This window comes from Streptomyces sp. PR69 (genome assembly GCF_026420845.1).
Classification (GTDB): domain Bacteria; phylum Actinomycetota; class Actinomycetes; order Streptomycetales; family Streptomycetaceae; genus Streptomyces.
In genome coordinates this window covers 1-22,025 of the sequence record NZ_JAOWCB010000024.1, presented here as the reverse complement: position 1 = coordinate 22,025, position 22,025 = coordinate 1, and the positions used below count along the sequence as shown (strand labels likewise).

Sequence of the window (22,025 nt, the reverse complement as noted above, 5' to 3'; positions counted from 1 at the left end):
TCAGGCCCCGCGGGCGTGGGCGTATGAGGCGCAAGGGCCAGCACCGTCCAGCCCCGCCTGGGGGAGCTTGAGGCGTGAGGGGCCGGGGCTCCGCCCCCGGACCCTCAGACCAGCCTCCGCGCCGCGTCCACCGCTTCCTCCAGGGTGTCCACCACCGGCACGCCGTCCCCCACCGCCTCCAGGCTGGCCCGGCTGTGCGAGCCCCCCGTGTACAGGACGGCCCGCGCCCCCACATGCGCCGCCGCCAGCGCGTCGTCGGCGGCGTCGCCGATGACGACGGTCCGCTCGGGGGCGACGACGCCGCGCAGCGCCGCGAGGTGGCGCTCCATGTGGAGCGCCTTCGTGCCGCCCGAGGGGCCCGTGCGCCCGTCGACGCGTATGAAGTGCTCCTCGATCCCATAGCCCCGCACGACGGGGACCAGCTCACCATGCTCGTACATGCTCAGCAGCGACTGGCTGCGCCCGGCCTGTCGCCACTCCGCGAGCAGCTCCTCCACGCCGGGTGTCAGCCCGCAGCCGAGCCGGTGCTCGGTGTAGTGCCGGTGGAAGATCTCGTCCATGACCTCCCACTCGGCGTCGGAGGGCAGCCGCCCGGTCAGCCGCTCGTAGAAGCGGGGAATCGGCACGCAGTACAGCTCCCGGTACTGCTCCAGCGTGATCGGCTCCAGGCCGATCTCCGCGAACGCGGCATTGGTCGCCCCGATGACCGCGCTGATGTCATCGAGCAGTGTGCCGTTCCAGTCCCAGACCAGATGCGTGCGGTGCTTCCCCATGCCGAGAAACCGTACCGGCGGGCGCCGACAATCGCTCAGCCGATCAGGTTCGGGATCTCCTGGACCCCGTACCAGAGCAGCTCGTGGTCCTCCGCGCCGTCCACCGTGAACTGGGCGTCGTCGTCGCCCTGGTCCGCCGCGCCCAGCGCCTCGGCCGCGGCGGAGACGTCCTCGACGGCGTCCTCGGCGTCGACGTGCACGGCCGCCGCCTTGGCCAGCGGCACCGCGGTCCCGATGCGCACCTCTCCGACGGCGTTGGCGTCCAGCGCCCGGCCGGGGTCGGCGACGGCCTGCTGATCCGGCACGTCGACGGCGACGACGACCCGGCGGCGCGCGGCCCCTGGGTCCCCGGCGACCAGCCGCAGCGACGCGGCCGCGGCCCGGCTCAGCGCCGCGTACTCAAGCTCCTCGATGTCGTCGGAGACGTACCACTCGCGCAGCCCCGGCGTGACGGCGAAGGCCTCCAGCGGGGCGGGGCCCAGCTCGCCCGTCCGGTACGCCTCGGCGAGACCGGGCAGGGTCAGGGGGACGTACACGCGCATGACAGGCCGCTTTCTTCGTCGGGAAACGCCTTTCAGGATACGTGCGGCGATCGTTTCGGGCGTCCTCTTTCGTGGTGCGTCTGCCGTGCCGCGCGGCGTCCACCTCACGCCTTCCGGCATCCGTCGCGACCGGGAGTTCAGCGGCTCGCCTCACTCTGATAGGTGAACCTCCGCTCGACGCGCCCCGGGCGGCGACCGCGTTGCGGACCGGCTGCCGCCCCCGTAGAAGATCACCACCGAAGTTACCGCCCGGTATGACCCGGGCCCGACCTCGCATCGGGGGCGATCCGCGTGGACAGGACCATGAACCGCACGGCCGGCGGCAACCGGACCAGGCCGCCGGGGCGACGGGACCGGCGTCGGCCGGCGGCCACCGTGGCGACGGCCGCCGTGGCGCGGGCCCGGCGTCAGTCGACACCCCGGTACTGGTTCGCCGACCGCCTCCTCGCGGTCCTGAGCGGCCAGCGGCCGGTGCACTGGATGCTGGGCCACACCGTCGGCGAGGCGTACGACCAACTGGCCCGCCTGGCGCCGGGGGCCCCGCTGCGCCCGGCGGAGCGGGTGACGCCGGTGGTCCGCGCCTGCGACGAGTTCCACCCGGTGCCCGGCGTAATCGAAGCCTTCGCCCGCATCTCGGCCGGCGACCGCCTCACCGCGATGGCGTTCCGCCTCGAACTCTGCCCGGACCAGCGCTGGCGCTGCACAGCGATCGAACTGGGCACCCCCCGCGCCTCCCGCCCCTCCTGACGTCGGTCACGGCGAGCGGGGACGGGCCCCTGGCGCAGGGCCCTCCCCCTCACCTCAGGCAACACACCAGACGGCCCCCGCACCGGACAATGGACACCGAAAACCGAGGGATCCCCACCCACGGCCAGGAAGACCGGCAGACGGGCCCGTGGCCAGGGAACCCACCACGGACGGGACTCCCGCGCCCCGCCGAAGAAACCCGAAACGGCGGCAGGCCCGCCCTGCCAAACGCACCGAATACAGCCGACAGACACGCTCTCGACAAGGCGCCGAAAACCGCGCCGACACCCGCCCGCGGCCGGGACCACCCAAAACGGGCGGCACACCCCGCACCCCGGCACCCGGCAAGGTACCGGCACCCTCCCGCGCCCCGGGAGCCTCCACCCGCCGCCGTACGGTCACCCCGCCCCGCACCTGGCAACGCCCACCCGCACCCCGGCCGCTGCCCCCAGCCCTCTCACAACGGCCCCTGCCGCGCCTCTCGGGCCCGTCCCGCCGGGGCGACGGCCAAGTGGGCCCGCCCCTCCCCATCACCGTCTCAGCGCCCGCCTGACGCCCTCCCCGCGGCCGCGCCGCAGAACGCGGCCGGGGCCGGACACCCCGTGTCCGGCCCCGGCCGTGTCACACCCGCGGGTCACACCCCGCGGGACGCTACTTCTTGCGGCGACGCCCCCCGCCCTTCTGCGCCTTGCGCCGCTCCGCGCGCGTCATCCCGTCCCCCTCCGGCCGCGCCGGACGGCCATCCGTGTCGAAGTCGCCTTCGACGACGCCGCCCTCGCCGTCCACGGTCGGCGCGGAGAAGTGCAGCCGGTCCGGCCGCTGCGGCGCGTCGAGCCCCTTCGCGCGGATCTCCGGGCGGCCCGCCCCCGCGGGCACCGCGTCCCGCTTCTCCAGCGAGGGCTTCTCCGCCGCGTCCTCCACCGGGACCTCCTCGACCTGCTGCTCGACCTGGACCTCCAGATTGAACAGATAGCCGACGGACTCCTCCTTGATGCCCTCCATCATCGCGGTGAACATGTCGAAGCCCTCGCGCTGGTACTCGACCAGCGGGTCCTTCTGCGCCATCGCGCGCAGGCCGATGCCCTCCTGGAGGTAGTCCATCTCGTAGAGGTGCTCGCGCCACTTGCGGTCCAGCACGGACAGCACGACCCGCCGCTCCAGCTCACGCATGATCTCCGAGCCGAGCTGCTTCTCGCGCTCGTCGTACTGCTCGTGGATGTCGTCCTTGACGGACTCCGCGATGAACTCGGCGGTGATCCCGGCCCGGTCGCCGGCCGCCTCCTCCAGCTCCTCGACGGTGACCTTCACCGGGTAGAGCTGCTTGAAGGCGCCCCACAGCCGGTCCAGGTCCCACTCCTCCGCGAAGCCCTCGACCGTCTCCGCCTGGATGTAGGCGTCGATGGTGTCGTCCATGAAGTGGCGGATCTGCTCATGCAGGTCCTCGCCCTCAAGCACCCGGCGCCGCTCGCCGTAGATGACCTCGCGCTGGCGGTTGAGCACCTCGTCGTACTTGAGGACGTTCTTCCGCGTCTCGAAGTTCTGCTGCTCGACCTGGGACTGCGCGGACGCGATCGCGCGCGTCACCATCTTGTTCTCGATCGGCACATCGTCGGGGACGTTGGCCATGGCCATCACGCGCTCGACCATCTGGGCCTTGAACAGGCGCATCAGGTCGTCGCCGAGGGAGAGGTAGAAGCGCGACTCGCCCGGGTCTCCCTGACGGCCGGAACGGCCGCGGAGCTGGTTGTCGATACGCCGCGACTCATGGCGCTCGGTGCCCAGGACATAGAGCCCGCCGAGCGACTTGACCTCTTCGAATTCGGCCTTCACCGCCGCCTCGGCGCGCTCCAGCGCGGCGGGCAGTGCGGCAGCCCACTCCTCGACGTGCTCCACGGGGTCGAGGCCCTGCTGCCTCAGCTCCGCCTCGGCGAGGTCGTCCGGGTTGCCGCCGAGCTTGATGTCCGTACCACGGCCGGCCATGTTCGTGGCGACGGTGACCGAGCCCCTGCGCCCGGCCTGGGCGACGATCGCGGCCTCGCGATCGTGCTGCTTGGCGTTGAGCACCTCGTGCGGGATGCCGCGCTTGCTGAGCTGCTGCGAGAGGTACTCGGACTTCTCGACCGAGGTGGTGCCGACGAGGATCGGCTGCCCCTTCTCGTGCTTCTCCGCGATGTCGTCGACGACCGCCGCGAACTTGGCGACCTCGGTGCGGTAGATCAGGTCGGACTGGTCCTTGCGGATCATCGGCCGGTTCGTCGGGATCGGGACGACGCCGAGCTTGTAGATCTGGTGGAACTCGGCCGCCTCGGTCATGGCCGTACCGGTCATGCCGGCCAGCTTGTCGTAGAGGCGGAAGAAGTTCTGCAGGGTGATCGTGGCGAGGGTCTGGTTCTCGTCCTTGATCGGGACGCCTTCCTTCGCCTCGATCGCCTGGTGCATGCCCTCGTTGTAGCGGCGGCCGGCGAGAATACGGCCGGTGTGCTCGTCGACGATCATGACCTCGCCGTCGATGACGACGTAGTCCTTGTCCTTCTTGAACAGTTCCTTGGCCTTGATGGCGTTGTTCAGATAGCCGACGAGGGGGGTGTTGACCGACTCGTAGAGGTTGTCGATGCCCAGCCAGTCCTCGACCTTCGACACGCCCGACTCATGGATGCCGACGGTGCGCTTCTTCTCGTCGACCTCGTAGTCGCCGGTCTCCTCGATGCCCTTGAGGGGGTTGCCGGCCTCGCCCCGGGTAAGGCGGGTGACCAGCTTGGCGAAGTCGCCGTACCACTTGGTGGCCTGGTCGGCCGGGCCGGAGATGATCAGCGGCGTACGGGCCTCGTCGACGAGGATCGAGTCGACCTCGTCGACCACGGCGAAGTTGTGGCCGCGCTGGACGAGCTCGTCCTTGGACCACGCCATGTTGTCGCGCAGATAGTCAAAGCCGAACTCGTTGTTCGTGCCGTAGGTGATGTCGCAGTTGTACTGCTCGCGGCGCTGGGCGGGCGTCATGTTCGCGATGATGCAGCCGACGGTCAGGCCCAGGAACTTGTGGACCCGGCCCATCATCTCGGAGTCACGCTCGGCCAGATAGTCATTGACCGTGATCAGATGGACGCCCTTGCCGGAGAGCGCGTTGAGGTACGCGGGCAGGGTGCCGACGAGGGTCTTGCCCTCACCGGTCTTCATCTCGGCCACATAGCCGAGGTGCAGCGCGGCGCCGCCCATCAGCTGGACGTCGTAGTGGCGCTGGCCGAGGACGCGCTTGGCCGCCTCACGGACGGTGGCGAATGCCTCGGGGAGCAGGTCGTCCAGGGACTCGCCGTCTGCGTAGCGCTGCTTGTACTCGTCGGTGAGCGCCCGCAACTCGGCGTCGGAGAGGTTGATGAAATCCTCTTCGATGGAGTTGACCTGGTCCGCGATGCGGTGCAGTTTGCGCAGGATCTTGCCTTCGCCTGCACGCATGAGCTTGTTGAAGACGGACACTGAGGCTGGTCTCCTTGCCGGTCGGGCCTGGCACTGGATGTGTATTCGGACACTGGCACGGGCGCGGCAGGCGGGCCCCACCGCAACGGCCATCGTAAGCGAGGACCCTCCCGGGCCGGGAGGCCCGCCGGTGCTCCGCCGTCACTGGGGCTCTCCTGCTCGCCCTCAAGGAGAACGCGCGGAGCGCACGGAAGGTGCCGGGGAGCGTGAAAAGTGCTCGCATCCGCCGGTGCGGCTGACCAGAATCCCTGCATGGAGCCCATCACCCTCACCACCCGGCGTCTGCTGCTGCGCAGCTTCACCCCCGAGGACGCGGAGGCGGTGTACCAGGCTTGTCAGGATCCCGACATCCAGCGCTGGACGACGGTTCCCTCCCCGTACACCCGCCGGCACGCGGAAGAGTTCACCGGGCAGATGGTCCCCGACGGCTGGCAGACCGGCACGATGTGCACCTTCGCGATGCTGCCGCGCGAGGGCGGCACGCTCATGGGCTCCATCGGCGTCACTCTGCGTACCCTTTCGGGTACGTGGGAGGTCGGCTTCTGGACGGCGAAGGAGCACCGGGGGCGGGGCATGACGGCCGAGGCGCTGGGCGCGGTGGCCCACTGGACGTTCACCCGGCTGAAGGCCACCCGCTTGGAGTGGCGCGCGGAGGTCGGCAACGCGGGCTCCAGAGCCGTCGCGGAGAGAGCCGGATTCAGTCACGAGGGGACGCTGCGGGCTGCCCTGATGAACAAGGACACGCTCCGGGACGCATGGATCGGCGCGCTGCTCCCGTCCGATCTCGGGCTGCCGACGCCCTGCCCCTATCTGCCGGCCCCGCGGGGCTGACCGCCGTCTCCCGGCCCGGCCCCGCCCCCGCCAGCCCCGCCAGCCCCGCCGGGCCGACCGGGCCGACCGGGCCGACCGTCCGGTCCGGCCGGACTGTCAGTGGCGCCCTCTAAGGTGCCGAGCATGACCACACTGCCGCCTCCCGCCGCCGAACTCTCCGCCGACGAGGCCCGCCGGATAGCCCTGCGCGCCCAGGGCTTCCTGGGCGCGCCCGACCGGAAGGCCGGGGTGCGCGGGATGCTGCGCCGTCTGGGGGCGGTGCAGCTCGACACGATCTCCGTGCTCGCCCGCTCGCATGAGCTGATTCCGTACGCACGTCTCGGCGCGGTGGGCCGCCGCACGGTCGAGGAGGCGTACTGGACCGAGGGCCACAGCTTTGAGTACTGGTCGCATGCGGCCTGCATCCTGCCCATCGAAGAGTGGCCGCACTTCGCGTTCCGGCGTCGCGCCTACCGCTCCCGGCCGCAGTGGCACCACGAGCTGAGCGACGGCGTATACGACACGGTGATCAAGCAGCTGCGCGCCGAAGGGCCGCTGACGGCGACGGAATTGGGCGGCGCGAAGAACGGCGGCCCGTGGTGGGACTGGTCGGAGGCCAAGGTCGCCGTCGAGCGGGCGCTGATGTACGGCGAGGTGGTGTGCACCGAGCGGCGCGGCTGGAAGCGGGTGTACGACCTGGCGGAGCGCGCGGTGCCGGGCGAGCTGCTGCACGATGAGCTGGACGACGCCGAGTGCCTGCGCCGTCTGGTGCGGCTGGCCGGTGAGGCGCTGGGGGTGGGCACCCGGTCCGACATCGCCGACTACCACCGCATCAAGGGCGAGCAGTTCGACGCGGCAGTCGCGGACTCCGGGCTGGTGCCGGTGCGGGTGGAGGGCTGGGAGAAGCCTGCCTGGGCCGATCCCGCTGCGCTGGAGAGCGCGCCGCGCGGGCGGCACCGTACGACTCTGCTGTCGCCGTTCGACTCGCTGATCTGGGAGCGGCCGCGCACCGAGCGGATCTTCGGCTTCACTCATCGCCTGGAGGCATATGTGCCCAAGGCGAAGCGGGTGCACGGCTATTTCGCGATGCCGCTGTTGTCCGGCGGCAGGCTGCTGGGCCGGGTGGATCCAGCTCGTGACGGCCGGACGCTCGTGGCCCGGCAGGTCTCGCTGGACGGCCCCCGGGCGGTGGCCCCGATGGCGCAGGCGCTGCGCGAGGCGGCCGAGTGGGTGGGCTGCGATGCGGTGCGGGTGGAGCGGGTCGACCGGCCCGAGCTGGCCGCGCCCCTGATCAGCGCCCTCAGCTGAGGCTCCCCCCTCCTGATACTCACCTGATCTCGAGGATCTTCTCCCGCATCGCGTACACCACGGCCTCCATCCTGGAGTGCAGCTGCAGCTTCTCCAGGATGTTGCGCACATGGTTCTTGACGGTGTTCTCGGAGATGAACAGCTCCTTGGCGATGTCCCGGTTGTTCATACCGGTGGCGACCAGCTTGAGCACCTCAAGCTCCCGGTCGGTCAGCCGGGGCGCGGGCACCAGCCGCCGCTCGTCGGTGCGCTGGATCATCGACTTGAACTCGGTCAGCAGCTTGGACGCCATGGAGGGGCTGATCTGGGACTGGCCGTCCGCCACGGCGCGGATCGCGGTGGCCACCTCGTCCGTGGAGATCTCCTTGAGGAGATAGCCGGTGGCGCCCGCCTTGATCGCGTCGTAGAGGTCGGCCTCCTCATCGCTGATCGTCAGCATGATGATCTTGGCGCTGGGGGCGACCTCCTTGATGGAGGTGCAGGCCTCGATGCCGCCTCGCTTGGGCATGCGCACATCCATCAGCACGATGTCGGGCAGCAGATCCGCGGCCTTGTCCACGGCCTCCGCGCCGTCACCGGCCTCGCCGACGACCTGGATGTCCTCCTCCTGTTTGAGGACGATCTCCAGTCCCCTCCGGAAGAGGGCGTGGTCGTCCACCACGAGGACCCGGATCGGCTCCTTGCGGGATGCTCCCGTGTCCGTCCCGGCGCCGTCGACCGTGCCCTCCGCGTCGGCCGAATCGCCGTGCACGGGCCCGAAGCTGTCCGCCATCGTTCTCCCCCTGAAGGCCGTGGCCTGAAGAGCATAGGTGGTTCGCGGTGAGGCCAACATCAGTGCAACGCGCATATGTTGGCTTGGGACGCCATGCTTTCATGCCCGGGCGACACAGCGATGATCCCCTGGTGGCACGGTGGTGCCCCTGGGGGCGCACAGGGCGCTCCAGGGGCACTTCACACCTTCTGGCAGCCGGGGATCAGCCGCCGAGGGCGCCGCCCGCTCCGCCTGCCTCAGAGCCGGCGAGCGGGTCCGTCTCCAGATGGATGACGCCGTAGTCGTAGGCGTGTCGCCGGTAGACGACACTGGGCTGCTTCGTCTCGGAGTCGACGAAGAGATAGAAGTCGTGCCCGACCAGCTCCATTTCGTAGAGAGCCTGGTCGAGAGTCATCGGAGCCGCGGTGTGGACTTTCTCGCGGACCACCAGCGGCCCTTCGCCCTGGATTTCGAGCGAGCCGATCCTGGTGGTGGGAATGGATTCCGTCGCTTCTTCGGAGACCGGCTTGCCGTTGCCGTTCAGCGCGGCGACGCCGGGGACCACGTCGGGCACTTCCGCGGCCGTCAGCCGGCCGTTGCCCCGGCGGGTGTGGCGCTTGTCGTGCTGCCTGCGCAGCCGGGCCTCCAGCTTGCCGGTGGCGAGGTCCAGCGCTGCGTAAGGGTCGCCGGCCGCGGCCTCAGCCCGGATCACCGGGCCTCGGGAGCGGAGAGTGATCTCCACGCGGTCGGAACGGTCGGCCTGCCGTGGGTTGTGTTCCTTGGACACCTCGACATCCAGGCTGATCACCTTGGCGTCGAGCTTCTGGATCTTCTCCAGGTTCAGCTTCTCGGCCACGTGCTTGCGGAACCGCTGGGGCACCTCGGTCTTGCGGCCCTTGACGACGATGTCCACGCAGAACTCCGTTCCCGGATCGCTCCGCATACGCGTCGGCTGCGGAGCATCTCCCTCTTGCACCAGACTCCGGTGGTATCGCCGGAGTCCCGGACTTGGCGAGTTTCACCTCCTCCTCCCCAGCCGACAAGATCCCCACCCACTGGCTTCCCGTCTCTCCGGCGTGTTACGTCACTTTCCGGAAACCCAGGAGTGCACTGGGGGAGGTACGGCGTTCGCCATTCCTCACAACCGAACATAGCTCGATCAGACGGTTCGCGGCACCCGCTACCAGCACGTACCTCCGTTCAGGGGCCTTTCGTCTCTCACTACCTGCAACGTTGCAACTTCTCTGTCAGTTCCGGTTTATTTCGAAGGACCGAAGGACCGAAGGACAGAGAAGGTACGGCGACGACTGCCGCGCAGAGCCGCTCATCAGGGAGAACGGCGCGGACCGCACGTGCCGCCTCCGCCAGCGACGCCCCCGTGGTCATCAGGTCGTCCACCAGCACCGGCCTGCCCGCCGCGAGGAGGCGTGCCGCGCCCGCGGGCGCATAAAGAGCTCCGGCGAGGTTGGACAGCCGCTGCGGGGCCGTGAGCTCCGACTGGTCGGCCACAGCACGCCGCTGGCTCAGCACGCTGAGCACCGCGGCCCGCGTTCCCGTGCGCCGCAGCTCCCGGGCGGCCGCCAGGGCCATGCGCCGTGTCGCATCCTGCCCCCGCGCCCTGACCGCTCGCCGCGACGACGGCACCGGCACCAGCAGCAGCGGTCCCGCGCCGCCGCCCAGGGGGCGTCCCGCCGCGGCTCTCACCGCCCCCGCAAGCGCGACGCCCAGCGGCCGGGCCAGCCCCAGCGCGCCCCGCTCCTTGTGCGCCAGCAGCACCGCACGCACCTGGTCCGCATACACCGCCGCCGCGTACACAGCCGGCAGCCCGACCGGCTCGGGCTGCGGCCGGGCCCGTCGCGCCGCTCCCCCGTGCAGCGCGTCGGCGCACCTGTCGCACAGCTGCGTACGAGGAACGCCGCAGCCGCCGCAGGCCAGGGGCAGCACCAGTGAGGAGATCTCCCGCCACCACCATCCCCGCATGCCTCCACGATGGCGGCCCCGGCCCCGTCCCGCCACCCCTGTGGAAAACCATTCCCCCAGCTACCGCTGGGGGAGGAGTCTGGGGGAGATTGAGGACACGGCCGAAGGCCGTACAGGGGGCGGGCGGCGCGGGGCTGCCGCCCCAGGGCGCGGGGCGAACCCCATCCGACCGCACCAAGAACCGCCCCCGCGTCCTAACCGGGGTAGACGGGGAAGGACCCCTGCTCCTTCTCCACCATCGTCTGCCAGTTCCCACCCGCCGGCCGCCGCACGATCCCGTCGTCCTCGGAGTACGCCGCCAGCGGACGCTCCGGGTCATCGGACGCGGCCACGGACTTCACCCCGTTCAGCCCGGGCAGGCTGTCGGGCGGAGTGGAGCCGTCGGTCCGCAGATAGCGCACCTGCTGCACACCGCCGGCCTCCTTGCCGACCACGACGAGCCTGCTCGGCCCGGCCCAGGAAACCGCGGTGACCGATTCCATCTGCGGTGCGGCAGGCCGCAGTTCGGTCACGGACACCACCGGATTGTCCGTCGGACCCGAGCGCTCCACCCGGCCGATGCTCAGCGTGGTCGTGTCGCCCTTCTTCAGGAGCAGGGCTATGCGCACCCCGTCGGCGGAGACCTTCAGCGCCTCGATGCGCCCGCCGTCGAGCCCCGGCACGATCTTGACCTTCTGGGGTTCGCCGGCGCCTCCCTGCAGCCGCAGCAACGCAGGACCTGCGGGGTTGCGGTCGGCGACCCACAGATCGCCCCGCCCGTCCCAGCTGGGTGCGGACAGCCTGTCGTGTTCGTTCCGCCCGTGGCTCTCCACCACGGGCTCGCCCAGTTCGCCGTCCGAGACGATGGACGACACGAACAGCCGGCTGGAGTCCTTGGAGACGGCCGCGGCGGTGTGCTCATCGCGCGCCACGGCCACGGCGCTGATGGGCAGCCGGCCGTCGCCGAACGGCCCGGGCACGAGATCCGGCTCGGTTATCTCCTTGGCCGCGCCCGACAGCACCGCCAGCCGGCCCTTCTCGTCGACGAAGTACTGATTGCCGGGCCTGCCGGAGAGCTGGTCCGCGGCGAACTCCTCCGCCTGGCCACGGCCGAGCACACACAGCTGCGAACCGTCGCTGCGCTCCAGCTCGACCTGCTCAACCCGCGTGGACGTCACATCCCTCACGGTGAACAGAATCTGCGCCGCCATCTTCACGCACTGCGGCCTGCCCACGTGGGATGCCTTCTCGTTGAGCGGCACCCTCAGGGTGTTCCGGTCGTCGAAGGTCAGCGAGGTGACGCCGTCCTTCAGCCCCGTACCGGTGGGGAACGGCGACTCGACGACCGGTTTCAGCCAGTTCGTCGGACCGCCGAGCAGCGAGTTGACCGACTGCGCGGTCGCGTCCATCCCGGTCACCGGGTCCTGCTTCCGCCGGATGTAGACGGGGTCGGCGACCACCACGTCCCGGCCGGACGCGAAGTAGTACTTGTTGATCGAGAAATAGTTGCGCTGGAAGTCCGACGCGCCCAGCACCAGCCCGGCGGGCAGTGCGTCGATGCGCCACTCCTTGCCTTCGGGGGTGGTCTGCAGCGACAGATGGAGACTGCTGCGGTAGTCCCGGGGGGCCATTGGCTGGTACGCCTGCTGTGCGTCCACGGCGGCGATCTGCTTGCCCTGCAGCGGGTAGTCCATGCCCGGCTGGCCGCGGCTGCCGCCGGCCGGCTGGCTTACGTCCGGCGCGGCCGCCAGGACCGTGGTGCTCTCCTCCGGACGCCACTGCTTCGACGCTTTGGCCGTCAGATACTTCCGCGCGGTGGCGAAGTCCGCGTCATCGCTGGTCATCGCCTCAAGGAAACCCGTAATGATCTCCTCGGGCTGGGCTCCCTTACGCGGCGGCACGGCATAGACCCGCACCTGGGAGTCCCCTCCCTGGGCCTTCACCGGGTGGACATCGCCGCTGTCGGGCATCGACGCGCATCCGGTGAGCAGCACGCCGGTGCCCGTGAGCAGGACAACGGCGCGCCGCGCGCCTCGACGGCCGGGCTGTCGGGGGTCAGCGGCCACGAGTGGTGTCCTCCCGTTCCGCGGAGCGGTTCGCGGACCGTTCCGATGCCTTCTCCTCCCGCGGAGCCTGCTGCTTCTGAGGAGCCTGCTGCCGGCCGTGGTGCTGGGACGGCCCCGCGCCGGTGCGTGTGGTACCGGCGGGCCGTGGCACCACCCGGGCGCCGCCGCTGCCGGGAAGCGCCGCCGGGTCCACCCCTGCCGGCGCGGCCGAGGCGGGCAGGGGGGCGCGCGGCGGCACGGGCAGCGGTGTGCCGTCCGACAGCTGCCGCGGGGGCACGGAGGCAAACATCTGCCCCTTCTTCCCGGTCGTCGCGGCTGACTCGGCCGACTGGGCGCGTGCTCTGTTCTGCCGGGAGTCCTCGGGCTCCAGCGGTATGGGCGATCCGCGCAGCGGCTCGTCCGCCGTCCGCGGCAGGGTCAGCCGGAACTGCGAGCCGCCGCCGGGCTCGCCCCAGGCCTGGAGCCAGCCGCCGTGCAGGCGGGCGTCCTCGACGGCGATCGACAGGCCGAGGCCGGTGCCGCCGGTGGTGCGGGCGCGCGCCGGGTCGGCGCGCCAGAACCGGTTGAACACCCGGGTCGCCTCGCCCGGCTTCAGGCCCACTCCGTAGTCCCGCACGGCCACCGCGACGGCCCCGCCGGCCGCGGCCATGCGCACCACCACATCGCGGCCCTCGCCGTGCTCGACGGCGTTGACTACCAGATTCCGCAGGACGCGCTCGACCCGCCGGGCATCGGCTTCGGCCACGATCGGCTGATCGTCGCCGACGACCCGGATTCTGCTGCCCTTGCGTTCGGCCAGCGGCTCCGCCCCGCCGATGACCCTGCGCACCACGTCGCGCAGGTCTATTGCCTCGGCTTCCAGGGCCGCAGCGCCCGCGTCGAACCGGCTGATCTCCAGCAGATCCGACAGCAGCGACTCGAACCGGTCGAGCTGATCGCCGAGGAGCTCCGCCGAGCGGGCCGTCACGGGGTCGAAGTCACTGCGCGCCTCATGGATGACGTCGGCGGCCATCCGCACGGTCGTCAGCGGCGTACGCAGCTCATGGGAGACGTCCGAGACGAACCGCCGCTGCATCCGCGACAGCTCCTCCAGCTGCTGGATCTTGAGCTGGAGATTCTGCGCCATCTTGTTGAAGGCCTCGCCGAGCCGTGCGATGTCGTCCTCGCCGGTGACCTTCATCCGCTCCTGCAGCCGGCCCGCGGACAGCCGCTCGGCGATTCCCGCCGCCATCCGCACGGGCGTCACGGTCTGCCGCACCACCAGCCAGGCGATGGCGCCGAGCAGCACGACGACAAACAGCCCGGCGGTCGCCAGCGTGCCCCGGACGAGGTTGAGCGACTGCTCCTCCTGCGCCAGCGGGAAGACGTAGTACAACTCGTAGGGGTTGCCCTCGATGTCGTTCAGACGGGTGCCGACGACCAGCCCGGACTCCGGCTCCCGCTCGTTTCCGTACTTGATCTGGAGGTAGGTCTCGAACGTGCCCGGCTCCTGGTCGACGGCCTCCCGCAGCTCACGCGGGATGCTCGCCGGGTCGACCGTGCCCGAGGTGCGCGGCCCCCAGCCTGTCGGCCCGTCGGACTCGGGACTCAGCGCCACGACGTTGTACGAGCCCTGGCCGCCGCTGGCGAGCTGCTCCACCAGATCGGACCGCCAGGTGCCGCCCGCGGTGCGCCCGTCTGTGTCCGAGCCGTCCTGCCCGGCGCCGGGGGCGACCGGCGCGTTGGCCTTCTCCCGCGCCACGGCGAATCCGCCCGCCGCCTGGCTCTGCGCCGCCTTCGCCTTGGCGTCCAGCAGACCGTTGCGTACCTGGCCGATGACGACGAAGCCCAGCAGGATCACCACACCGAGCGACATCAGCAGCGTGCTCACCACGACCCTGAGCTGAATGTTCCGCCGCCAGAGCCGCACGGCGGGCAGCAGCGGCCGGCGCACCCAGCGCATGACGAGCCGCAGCACCGGCCCGCCCGACGCGCCGTCCTGGAGGAGACGCCCGCCGTGCCTCAGCCTGTCGAGGCGCGAGGGCGCACGCCCTGGCCCGGCAGCCCGCTCCGCACGGACTCCCGGCTCCCCGGGCTTCGGAGCAACGCCGCCGGGGGGCATGTCAGCTCGGCCCCGCCTTGTATCCGACGCCACGCACGGTCACCACGATCTCCGGGCGCTCCGGGTCCTTCTCGACCTTGGAGCGCAGCCGCTGCACATGCACGTTGACCAGCCGGGTGTCGGCCGCGTGCCGGTAGCCCCACACCTGTTCGAGCAGGACCTCGCGGGTGAACACCTGCCAGGGCTTGCGCGCCAGGGCGACCAGCAGATCGAACTCGAGCGGGGTCAGCGCGATCGACTGGCCGTCTCGCTTCACCGAGTGACCGGCGACGTCGATGACCAGATCGCCGATCGTCAGCTGCTCCGGCGCGGGCTCTTCGGACCTGCGGAGCCTGGCCCGGATACGGGCGACCAGCTCCTTCGGCTTGAACGGCTTCACGATGTAGTCGTCGGCGCCGGACTCCAGCCCGACCACCACATCCACCGTGTCGCTCTTGGCCGTGAGCATCACGATCGGCACTCCGGACTCAGCCCGGATCAGCCTGCACACCTCGATGCCGTCCCGCCCGGGCAGCATGAGATCCAGCAGCACCAGATCCGGCTTGGTCTCCCGGAATGCGGCAAGCGCCTTGTCGCCGTCCGCTACGAACGACGGCTCGAACCCTTCACCACGCAGCACAATGCCGAGCATCTCGGCCAGTGCGGTGTCGTCGTCGACGACAAGGACTCGTCCCTTCATAAACGACATCATCCCATTAGCTAATCGTTACCTGGCGTGACCTGGCACACAAACGTGCCAGCGCGTCCCCGGTGACCGGGGACACCGCACCCTGCTCGGTGACGACGGCCGTCACCAAATCCGGCGGCGTGACATCGAACGCGGGGTTGTACGCCTGCGCGCCCAGCGGCGCCACCGCCAGCCCTCCGCCTGCCCCTGCCGGGGCATTCGGAGCTATGACCTCCGTCACCTCATGGCCCGGTCGCTGCTCCACCTCTATCGCCTTTCCGTCCACCGTGCCGAGATCGACCGTCGTGGTCGGCGCGACCACGACAAACGGCACATGGTGATACTTGGCGAGCACCGCCAGCGGATAGCTCCCGACCTTGTTTGCCACGGATCCGTCCGCGGCGATCCGGTCGGCCCCTATCAGTACGGCATCGACCTCGCCCGCCGCAAAGAGCGAGCCCGCGGCACTGTCCGTAAGCAGCGTGTACGCCATCCCATGGCGGGCCGCCTCATAGGCGGTCAGCCGGGCGCCCTGCAGCAGCGGCCTGGTCTCGCCCACCCACAGCCGCCTCAGCCGCCGACCGCGGTGCACCCGCAGCGCCACGGCGAACGCCGTGCCCTCGCCCCCGGAAACCAGCGCCCCGGAGTTGCAGTGGGTCAGAATGCGCAGCCCGCCGCCCGGCAGCAGCTCCTCGAGCAGCGCCGTCCCGTACTCGGCCATCCGGGTGCTGGCCTGCGCGTCCTCCCGGTGCAGCTCCTTCGCCGCGGCGAGCGCAGCCCGGGCCGCCCCTCGGGCGTCCGCGCCGGACTCCGCCGCCGCCCGATGGGCGGCCTGCACACGGCGCACCCCATACCCCAGATTCACCGCGGTGGGCCGCGCCCGCTCCAGCAGAACCGCCGCTTCCTCGACGTCAAAGCCCCTGGCGGCCGCCAGCGCCACTCCGTAGGCCCCGGCGATGCCCAGCAGCGGCGCACCGCGTACAGCCAGCGACTCGATCGCCCCCACCAGCTTCGGCACATCAGTGCAGACCAGTTCGACCTCTTCGGCGGGCAGCCGCGTCTGGTCGAGCAGCACCAGCACAGGCCCATCCGGCGATTCCTCCCAGCGCAGCACGGGCAGCGGCGGCGGCCCGGCATCGGCCGGGTTGTGCGCGTATTGATCAGCCATCCGCCCAGTCTGCCCCGTGACACACCGACAATGAAGGCACGAAGGCGATACGCGAAGGAGACACAGGGCCCGGTCCGCCGCCAGACGACGCGTGGCACGATGGCTGCCAACCTGCCGCCCTGGCGGACGGACGGAAGACGTGAACATGCCGGCCGCCGAGCCGGTCCCGCGACCAATCCATGAGGTGGACGACCGTGAACGACTCTCCGGGCTGGGCCTCGCCCGGATCTGCTCCCTCCGACGGACAGGACTCCGGCGCCTCCGGCACCCCTCGCCCCGCCGGACCGGCCGCCGAGCACGGCGCGGGCGCAACGTGGTCCAAGGAGCAACCCCCTCCAGGGCAGTGGTCCGCCCCCTCCGGCCCACCCGCACCGCCTCCTCCCTCCGGTTGGGGCGGGGGCCGCCCGCACGGCGCCTGGGGCCAACCCCCGGCAGCCAAGCCGGGAGTGATTCCTCTTCGCCCGCTCGGCATCGGCGAAATACTGGACGGCGCGGTGTCCACCCTGCGCGCCCACTGGCGTACGGTCCTGGGGATCACCATCACGGTCGCGGTGATCACGCAGATCGCCAACATCCTCATCGAGCGCTATGCGCTGCCCGAGCCGCCCGCGGTCAACCCGAACCCGACGCCTTCCGAGGCCATTGACCAGTCCATCGAGTCCCTGCAGTACAGCCTCACTTCCCTCGGGCCCACGCTGTTCATCACCCTGATCGGAACCCTGTTCACCACGGCACTGCTGACTGTCGTGGTCAGCCGCTCCGTGCTGGGCCGCCCGGTGACGCTCGCCGACGCCTGGCATGAGGCTCGGCCCCGGCTTCCGCATCTGCTCGGGCTGATTCTGCTGCTGCCCCTGCTGAGCGCGGGCATCATGGCCGTCGGCCTCCTTCCGGGGCTGCTGCTGGGCAATGGCTCCGGCGTGCTGCTCACTGTGCTCGGAGGCATCGCGGCCGTCGTCGCAATCCTCTGGCTGATGGTCCGCTTCGCTCTCGCCTCGCCCGCGCTGATGCTGGAACGCCAGGGCGTCATCCCTTCCTTGCGCCGCTCGGCCAAGCTGGTCCACGGTGCCTGGTGGCGGGTCTTCGGCATCCTGCTGCTCACGATGGTGCTGCTGTTCCTCCTCTCGTTGATCATCATCGTGCCGTTTGTCGTGATCGCACTCATGGTGGACAGCAGCGGATTCAGCGACCTCCTCAGCGGCTCGGATCCCCAGTTCGGCTGGCCTTACCTGATCGTCAGCGGCATCGGCTCGGTCATCGCCTCCGCCGTCACCTATCCGATCTCCGCCGGTGTCACGGTCCTGCTCTATATCGACCAGCGCATCCGCCGCGAGGCGCTGGACCTTGAACTCGCACGGGCGGCCGGCGTTCCCGGCTATGGCTCCGAGCCGCCCGGCGGCGACACCTCCGGGAGCTGATGCCGTGCCCATGGGGGACAGGGTCGCCGTGCGGGCACTGCTGCGCGCCGGCGACGACGTCCCGGTCGACACCCCCCGCGTACCGGCCCGCGAGGCCGCGGAGCGGGAGCTGTCCAGGCCGATGTACCACGAGAACGATCCAAACCTGCTCCAGCGTGCCATCGACCGCTTCTGGGAGTGGATCGGCGGTCTCTTCGACGCCGCGTCAGACGCCGCGCCGGGCGGCGCACTCGGCATCGCCGTCATCGTCCTGGCCGTCCTCGCGCTGATCGCCGCCCTGTGGTGGCGGCTGGGCACCCCCCGCAGGACCGCCGCCACCGCGGAGGCGCTCTTCGACACCAGCGCCCGCAGCGCCGCCGAACACCGCACCGCCGCGGAACAGCACGCCGCGGCCGGCCGCTGGAACGACGCCCTCCAGGAGCGGATGCGGGCCATCGTCCGCGCTCTGGAGGAGCGCGCCCTCCTCGATCCGCGCCCCGGCCGCACCGCGGACGAGGCCGCCGCCGAAGCGGGCCGCTCCCTGCCCGACCACGCCGACCGGCTTCGCGCCGCCTCACGTGAGTTCGACGACGTCGCATACGGCGGGCGCACCGCGGACCACCAGGCATACCAGCGGCTTCGCGATCTGGACCAGGAACTGGAGCGCACCAAGCCCCGGCTGAACGACACCGTCCCAGGGACGGCCCCATGACCGAAGCCGTCGGCGCCACCTCCACCGCTCCCACCACACGCCAGGTGTGGAGACGCGCCCGCGGTCTGCTGATCGCGCTCACCATCCTCATCGTGGCGGGCATCGCCATGGCCGCGCTGCGTTCCGGGGATCAGCACGGCCGCCTTGACCCCCGCTCCGCCGACCAGTACGGAAGCCGGGCCGTCGCCGAACTGCTCGGTGATCGCGGCGTCGACACACGTGTGGTGACCACCCTGGATGAAGCCACCGCCGCGATGGACGACACGACGACGCTGCTTGTGGCCCACCCGGACCTGCTGACAGTAAGCCAGCAGGACACGCTGCACACGGCGATGGCCGCGTCCGCGGGGCGGACCGTGCTCCTGTCTGCCGACACCTCTCTCCCCGTCCTCGCTCCGGACGTCCGCTCCGAAGGCCCGGCCCCGGTGTCCGCCCGGACCCCGCAGTGCGCACTGCCTGCCGCCGTTCGCGCTGGAGACGTGGACCTCGGCGGTCAGCGCTACTCGTCGGACACTCCTGGCGCGGACAGCTGCTATCCCAGCGGCGGCGTGCCCACACTGCTGCGCCTCGACGGCCCCGGCAGCGGGGAGACTGTCCTGCTCGGCGCCCCCGACATCCTCTACAACGACCGCCTGGACGAACACGGCAACGCCTCTCTCGCCCTGCAGCTCCTCGGCTCCCACCCCCATCTGATCTGGTACCTCCCTTCACTCGGCGATGCCTCCGCTACACCCGAAGGCGACAACTCGTTCTTTGACCTCATTCCGCCCGGCTGGCTCTGGGGCGCCCTCCAACTCGGCGTCGCCGCGGTCCTCGCCGCCGTCTGGCGCGCCCAACGCCTGGGCCCGCTGGTCACCGAGCGACTTCCTGTCGCCATCAGGGCCTCCGAAGCGACGGAAGGCCGCGCCCGCCTCTACCGCAGAGTGAACGCCCGCGACCGAGCCGCCGTGGCACTGCGTGCTGCCAGCCGCGGACGACTCGCCCCGCTGCTCGGCGTCCCCCCAGCGGATGCCGACTCCCCCGACGTCCTGCTCGCCGCGGTCTCCGCCCGCCTCCCCGACAGCGACCGGGACCTCCAACATCTGCTCTTCGGCCCGGCTCCCGCCGACGACGCCGCTCTTATCCAGCTGGCCGATCAACTCGACGCCCTCGAAAGAGAGGTACGCACCTCATGAGCGCCCCGACCTCCGAGTCAGCCGAGAACTCGGACCGCGCCCGCACTTCCCTGGAGGCTGTGCGCACCGAGATCGCCAAGGCCGTGGTCGGCCAGGACCCTGCTGTCACCGGGCTCGTCGTGGCCTTGCTCTGCCGAGGTCACGTCCTCCTCGAAGGGGTTCCGGGCGTCGCCAAGACGCTCCTGGTCCGCGCACTGGCCGCCTCTCTCGAACTCGACACCAAACGCGTCCAGTTCACGCCCGACCTGATGCCGAGTGATGTGACGGGATCCCTCGTCTATGACGCACGCACCGCCGAGTTCTCATTCCAGCCCGGACCCGTCTTCACCAATCTCCTTCTTGCCGACGAGATCAACCGAACCCCGCCCAAGACGCAGTCCTCGCTTCTCGAGGCGATGGAGGAACGCCAGGTCACGGTGGACGGAACACCGCGCCCGCTCCCGGACCCCTTCCTGGTCGCCGCAACACAGAACCCGGTCGAATACGAAGGCACTTACCCCCTTCCCGAAGCCCAACTGGACCGCTTTCTCCTTAAACTGACCGTTCCACTGCCGTCACGCGAGGACGAGATCAACGTCCTCAGCCGGCACGCCGAAGGCTTCAATCCGCACGATCTTCACGCCGCCGGAGTCCGTCCCGTCGCCGGCCCCGCCGACCTCGAGACCGCGCGCGCCGCCGTCGCCAAGACCGTGGTCTCCGATGAGATCGCCGGCTATGTCGTCGATATCTGCCGTGCCACGCGTGATTCCCCCTCGCTCACTCTGGGTGTCTCGCCGCGGGGCGCCACGGCTCTGCTCTCCTCAGCACGCGCCTGGGCCTGGCTCACCGGCCGCGACTACGTCATCCCCGACGATGTGAAAGCCCTCGCCCTGCCCACGCTGCGTCACAGGATCCAGCTCCGCCCCGAGGCGGAGATGGAAGGAGTCACCAGCGACTCCGTCATCACCGCGATCCTGGCCCATGTCCCGGTCCCCCGCTGAGGTGCTGACCCATGGCCCTCACCGGACGAACCGCTCTCCTCGCCGCCCTCGGCTCGCTTCCTGTGGGCATCCTCGCGCCCAGCTGGACGGGGATGCTTGCCGTGAACGCCCCGTTGTCACTAGCAATCTTGTGCGACTACGCCCTCGCCGCGCCAGTGCGAACGCTGCGATTCACCCGAACCGGTGATACATCAGTTCGACTCGGAGAGGATGCGAAGGTCTCGCTGACGATCACGAACCCTTCGCGACGCAGCTTGCGGGCGCATGTCCGGGACGCGTGGCCCCCGAGCAGCTGGCCGACAGGCGCCGACCAGACGGCGTCCCGCCACGGAGTCACCGTCCCTTCAGGAGAGCGCCGCCGCCTCACCACCGCCTTTCGCCCCACCCGTCGCGGCGACCGGCAAGCCGACCGCATCACCGTCCGCTCGTATGGGCCGCTTGGCCTCGCCGCCCGCCAGGGCAGCCACCGAGTGCCCTGGACCTTGCGCGTACTGCCGCCCTTCACCAGCCGCAAGCACCTGCCGTCCCGGCTGGCAAGGCTCCGGGAGCTCGACGGCCGCACCAGCGTCCTGACCCGAGGGCAAGGAACCGAGTTCGACAGCCTCCGCGACTATGTCCCCGGCGATGACACCCGCTCTATCGACTGGCGCGCAACGGCACGACAGAACGCGGTGACTGTGCGCACCTGGCGCCCCGAGCGTGACCGCCACATCCTGGTCGTCCTGGACACGGGCCGCACATCTGCCGGCCGCGTCGGAGACGTCCCCCGGCTCGACGCGGCCATGGACGCGGCACTGCTGCTGGCGGCGCTGGCCTCGCGTGCGGGCGACCGGGTCGACCTCCTGGCCTATGACCGCCGCATCCGAGCACAGGTCCAGGGCCGCGCCGCGGGGGACATCCTGCCTGCCCTCGTCAGCGCACTGGCGACGATCGAACCTGAACTGGTGGAGACGGATGCGCGGGGCCTCAGCGCCGCCGCGCTCGCCTGCGCTCCCCGCGGATCGCTCATCGTTCTGCTCACAACGCTGGACGCCGCCCCGATCGAAGAGGGCCTACTGCCCGTCCTCCCTCTGCTCACACAGCGCCACACTGTGCTGGTGGCCTCCGTAGCGGATCCACAGATCTCCCAGATGACCCGAGGCCGCGGCACGATCGAGGGCGTGTACGAGGCCGCTGCGGCCACCCAGGAGCAGTCCCGGCGAGCCCATACGGCGGCACAGCTGGAGCGCCATGGGGTCACCGTCGTCGACGCGACGCCGGAGGAGCTCGCGCCGGCGCTGTCCGACGTCTATCTCGCGCTCAAGGCCGCGGGCAGGCTCTGAGCCGATCCCTGACGACTCAGTGAGGATGGGGCAACGCAAAAAGGCCGTAGGCCCCGGACCAACGGTCCAGGGCCTACGG

At 70.7% G+C, this 22,025-nt stretch carries 18 protein-coding genes; 8 read left to right on the top strand and 10 right to left on the bottom strand.

The annotated features are described in order from the left end of the window. Nucleotides 1-104: 104 nt before the first annotated feature. Nucleotides 105-773, bottom strand: a complete 669-nt coding sequence (locus OF819_RS21255) for an HAD family hydrolase (RefSeq protein ID WP_267245202.1) — start codon at nucleotides 771-773, stop codon at nucleotides 105-107. Nucleotides 774-808: 35 nt separating this feature from the next. Further along, nucleotides 809-1,315, bottom strand: a complete 507-nt coding sequence (locus tag OF819_RS21250; RefSeq protein ID WP_267245201.1) for a DUF6912 family protein — start codon at nucleotides 1,313-1,315, stop codon at nucleotides 809-811. A gap of 303 nt (nucleotides 1,316-1,618) precedes the next feature. Here OF819_RS21250 and OF819_RS21245 point away from each other — a divergent pair, with 303 nt between their 5' ends. Further along, entirely contained in the window at nucleotides 1,619-2,062 is a 444-nt protein-coding gene (locus OF819_RS21245) for an Rv3235 family protein (RefSeq protein ID WP_267245200.1), read from the top strand. Between the two features lie 651 nt (nucleotides 2,063-2,713). Here the strand turns inward: OF819_RS21245 and secA are convergent. After that, entirely contained in the window at nucleotides 2,714-5,533 is a 2,820-nt protein-coding gene (gene secA, locus OF819_RS21240) for a preprotein translocase subunit SecA (RefSeq protein WP_267245199.1), read from the bottom strand. Between the two features lie 252 nt (nucleotides 5,534-5,785). Between secA and OF819_RS21235 the strand changes: the two genes are divergently transcribed. Beyond that, nucleotides 5,786-6,364: a GNAT family N-acetyltransferase gene (locus OF819_RS21235; RefSeq protein WP_267245198.1), complete on the top strand. Its 579-nt coding sequence runs from the start codon at nucleotides 5,786-5,788 to the stop codon at nucleotides 6,362-6,364. A gap of 123 nt (nucleotides 6,365-6,487) precedes the next feature. Further along, nucleotides 6,488-7,651 carry a winged helix-turn-helix domain-containing protein gene (locus tag OF819_RS21230; protein WP_267245197.1) on the top strand — a complete coding sequence of 388 codons (1,164 nt, stop codon included), beginning with the start codon at nucleotides 6,488-6,490 and terminating at the stop codon, nucleotides 7,649-7,651. A gap of 19 nt (nucleotides 7,652-7,670) precedes the next feature. On the opposite strand, the gene OF819_RS21225 is transcribed toward OF819_RS21230, so the two are convergent. The 7 genes from OF819_RS21225 to mtnA form a co-directional block, all read right to left on the bottom strand. Further along, nucleotides 7,671-8,423 carry a response regulator gene (locus OF819_RS21225; protein ID WP_267245196.1) on the bottom strand — a complete coding sequence of 251 codons (753 nt, stop codon included), beginning with the start codon at nucleotides 8,421-8,423 and terminating at the stop codon, nucleotides 7,671-7,673. Nucleotides 8,424-8,625: 202 nt separating this feature from the next. After that, the gene (gene hpf, locus OF819_RS21220) at nucleotides 8,626-9,315 is read right to left on the bottom strand and encodes a ribosome hibernation-promoting factor, HPF/YfiA family (protein ID WP_267245195.1); all 690 of its coding nucleotides are present in this window, start codon (nucleotides 9,313-9,315) and stop codon (nucleotides 8,626-8,628) included. Nucleotides 9,316-9,623: 308 nt separating this feature from the next. Then, the gene (locus tag OF819_RS21215) at nucleotides 9,624-10,382 is read right to left on the bottom strand and encodes a ComF family protein (protein ID WP_267245194.1); all 759 of its coding nucleotides are present in this window, start codon (nucleotides 10,380-10,382) and stop codon (nucleotides 9,624-9,626) included. A gap of 194 nt (nucleotides 10,383-10,576) precedes the next feature. After that, nucleotides 10,577-12,427, bottom strand: coding sequence for an LpqB family beta-propeller domain-containing protein (locus tag OF819_RS21210; protein WP_416370588.1), 1,851 nt, complete (start codon nucleotides 12,425-12,427; stop codon nucleotides 10,577-10,579). Next, nucleotides 12,417-14,528, bottom strand: coding sequence for an MtrAB system histidine kinase MtrB (mtrB, locus tag OF819_RS21205; RefSeq protein WP_267245193.1), 2,112 nt, complete (start codon nucleotides 14,526-14,528; stop codon nucleotides 12,417-12,419). The genes OF819_RS21210 and mtrB overlap by 11 nt, the downstream gene beginning before the upstream one ends. A 1-nt stretch (nucleotide 14,529) precedes the next feature. Beyond that, a complete protein-coding gene (mtrA, locus tag OF819_RS21200) occupies nucleotides 14,530-15,219 on the bottom strand; it encodes a two-component system response regulator MtrA (RefSeq protein WP_191870552.1) in 690 nt (229 codons plus the stop codon). A 4-nt stretch (nucleotides 15,220-15,223) separates the two neighbouring features. Beyond that, nucleotides 15,224-16,363 carry an S-methyl-5-thioribose-1-phosphate isomerase gene (gene mtnA, locus OF819_RS21195; RefSeq protein ID WP_267245192.1) on the bottom strand — a complete coding sequence of 380 codons (1,140 nt, stop codon included), beginning with the start codon at nucleotides 16,361-16,363 and terminating at the stop codon, nucleotides 15,224-15,226. Nucleotides 16,364-16,557: 194 nt separating this feature from the next. On the opposite strand from mtnA, the gene OF819_RS21190 reads away from it, so the two are divergent. Genes OF819_RS21190 through OF819_RS21170 form a run of 5 tightly spaced genes read left to right on the top strand, consistent with a single transcriptional unit; the run spans nucleotide 16,558 to nucleotide 21,946 of the window. Continuing rightward, nucleotides 16,558-17,778, top strand: a complete 1,221-nt coding sequence (locus OF819_RS21190) for a hypothetical protein (protein ID WP_267245191.1) — start codon at nucleotides 16,558-16,560, stop codon at nucleotides 17,776-17,778. A gap of 10 nt (nucleotides 17,779-17,788) precedes the next feature. Then, nucleotides 17,789-18,469: a DUF4129 domain-containing protein gene (locus OF819_RS21185; protein ID WP_267245251.1), complete on the top strand. Its 681-nt coding sequence runs from the start codon at nucleotides 17,789-17,791 to the stop codon at nucleotides 18,467-18,469. Continuing rightward, nucleotides 18,466-19,644 carry a DUF4350 domain-containing protein gene (locus OF819_RS21180; RefSeq protein WP_267245190.1) on the top strand — a complete coding sequence of 393 codons (1,179 nt, stop codon included), beginning with the start codon at nucleotides 18,466-18,468 and terminating at the stop codon, nucleotides 19,642-19,644. Before OF819_RS21185 ends, OF819_RS21180 begins: the two co-directional genes overlap by 4 nt. Next, nucleotides 19,641-20,624: an AAA family ATPase gene (locus OF819_RS21175; protein ID WP_267245189.1), complete on the top strand. Its 984-nt coding sequence runs from the start codon at nucleotides 19,641-19,643 to the stop codon at nucleotides 20,622-20,624. The genes OF819_RS21180 and OF819_RS21175 overlap by 4 nt, the downstream gene beginning before the upstream one ends. 11 nt (nucleotides 20,625-20,635) lie before the next feature. Beyond that, on the top strand, nucleotides 20,636-21,946 hold the full coding sequence (locus tag OF819_RS21170) for a DUF58 domain-containing protein (protein ID WP_267245188.1): 1,311 nt from the start codon (nucleotides 20,636-20,638) through the stop codon (nucleotides 21,944-21,946). Nucleotides 21,947-22,025: the final 79 nt, after the last annotated feature.

What these genes read in the sequence shown, in the direction of transcription:
- OF819_RS21215 (WP_267245194.1), bottom strand. Translation starts at nt 10,382, where the DNA reads ATGCGGGGATGGTGGTGGCGGGAGATCTCCTCACTGGTGCTGCCCCTG.
- OF819_RS21175 (WP_267245189.1), top strand. Translation starts at nt 19,641, where the DNA reads ATGAGCGCCCCGACCTCCGAGTCAGCCGAGAACTCGGACCGCGCCCGC.
- OF819_RS21180 (WP_267245190.1), top strand. Translation starts at nt 18,466, where the DNA reads ATGACCGAAGCCGTCGGCGCCACCTCCACCGCTCCCACCACACGCCAG.
- OF819_RS21225 (WP_267245196.1), bottom strand. Translation starts at nt 8,423, where the DNA reads ATGGCGGACAGCTTCGGGCCCGTGCACGGCGATTCGGCCGACGCGGAG.
- OF819_RS21170 (WP_267245188.1), top strand. Translation starts at nt 20,636, where the DNA reads ATGGCCCTCACCGGACGAACCGCTCTCCTCGCCGCCCTCGGCTCGCTT.
- OF819_RS21250 (WP_267245201.1), bottom strand. Translation starts at nt 1,315, where the DNA reads ATGCGCGTGTACGTCCCCCTGACCCTGCCCGGTCTCGCCGAGGCGTAC.
- OF819_RS21185 (WP_267245251.1), top strand. Translation starts at nt 17,789, where the DNA reads ATGGGGGACAGGGTCGCCGTGCGGGCACTGCTGCGCGCCGGCGACGAC.
- mtrA (WP_191870552.1), bottom strand. Translation starts at nt 15,219, where the DNA reads ATGATGTCGTTTATGAAGGGACGAGTCCTTGTCGTCGACGACGACACC.
- mtrB (WP_267245193.1), bottom strand. Translation starts at nt 14,528, where the DNA reads ATGCCCCCCGGCGGCGTTGCTCCGAAGCCCGGGGAGCCGGGAGTCCGT.
- OF819_RS21235 (WP_267245198.1), top strand. Translation starts at nt 5,786, where the DNA reads ATGGAGCCCATCACCCTCACCACCCGGCGTCTGCTGCTGCGCAGCTTC.
- OF819_RS21255 (WP_267245202.1), bottom strand. Translation starts at nt 773, where the DNA reads ATGGGGAAGCACCGCACGCATCTGGTCTGGGACTGGAACGGCACACTG.
- OF819_RS21230 (WP_267245197.1), top strand. Translation starts at nt 6,488, where the DNA reads ATGACCACACTGCCGCCTCCCGCCGCCGAACTCTCCGCCGACGAGGCC.
- OF819_RS21245 (WP_267245200.1), top strand. Translation starts at nt 1,619, where the DNA reads ATGAACCGCACGGCCGGCGGCAACCGGACCAGGCCGCCGGGGCGACGG.
- mtnA (WP_267245192.1), bottom strand. Translation starts at nt 16,363, where the DNA reads ATGGCTGATCAATACGCGCACAACCCGGCCGATGCCGGGCCGCCGCCG.